This window comes from Pseudomonas sp. EU05-FHT14B02 (genome assembly GCF_058791055.1).
Map to the genome: position 1 here is coordinate 1 of NZ_JBYTDD010000067.1, position 820 is coordinate 820.

The following is an 820-nucleotide window of genomic DNA, read 5'->3' on the forward strand; positions in this document are numbered from 1 at the left end:
GGCGGTGAGTTGACCGTCTTCGAGAAAAACCTCAGCGACGGCAGTGCACCGAATGCCACTGCCCTGACCCAGAGCGGCACCTTCACCGTCACTGCACTGGACGGTGTAACGACCCTGACCGTCGGCGGTATCGCCGTGGTCACCGCTGGCGTGGCCGCCGGCTTCCCACAATCGATCACTACGCCGCTGGGCAGCACCCTGACCATTACCGGGTTCAATGCGGTAACCGGCGTGGTCAGCTACAGCTACACCCTGGTGGACAACGAAGCCCACCCGGCCGCCAGCGGCGCCAACACATTGCCCGAGCAGTTCGCGGTGACTGTGGTCGACGACAACGGCACCACTGCTACCGGTTCCCTCGACGTGAACATCGTCGATGACCTGCCCAACGCCGTGGGCGACAGCAATGGCACTGCCTCGGAAACCCTGCTGACCCTCAACGGCAACGTGCTGAGCAACGACGTGCAAGGTGCTGACCGGGTAATGATCGGCGAAAACGCCGGCCCTATCACCCCCGGCACCTTTACCGGCACCTACGGCACTCTGGTACTGAATGCCAACGGCACTTACACCTACACCCTGAACACCAGCGATGCCGACTTCAAGGCGTTGCACGGCGGTGGCGACGGCACCGAAACCTTCACCTACACCATCACCGATTCGGACGGCGACAGCAGCACCGCCAACCTGGTACTGCAGATCCACAACAACGATGACCCGATCACGATTGGCGGTTTGAATGGCGGGGGCGGTGAGTTGACCGTCTTCGAGAAAAACCTCAGCGACGGCAGTGCACCGAATGCCACTGCCCTGACCCAGA

1 protein-coding gene is annotated in these 820 nt (G+C 62.2%); it reads left to right on the forward strand.

Going from position 1 to position 820, the window contains the following annotated elements:
- Positions 1 to 820: cadherin-like domain-containing protein (locus AC3WTM_RS29505; RefSeq protein ID WP_492574124.1), on the forward strand; the 820-nt coding region annotated here is incomplete at both ends.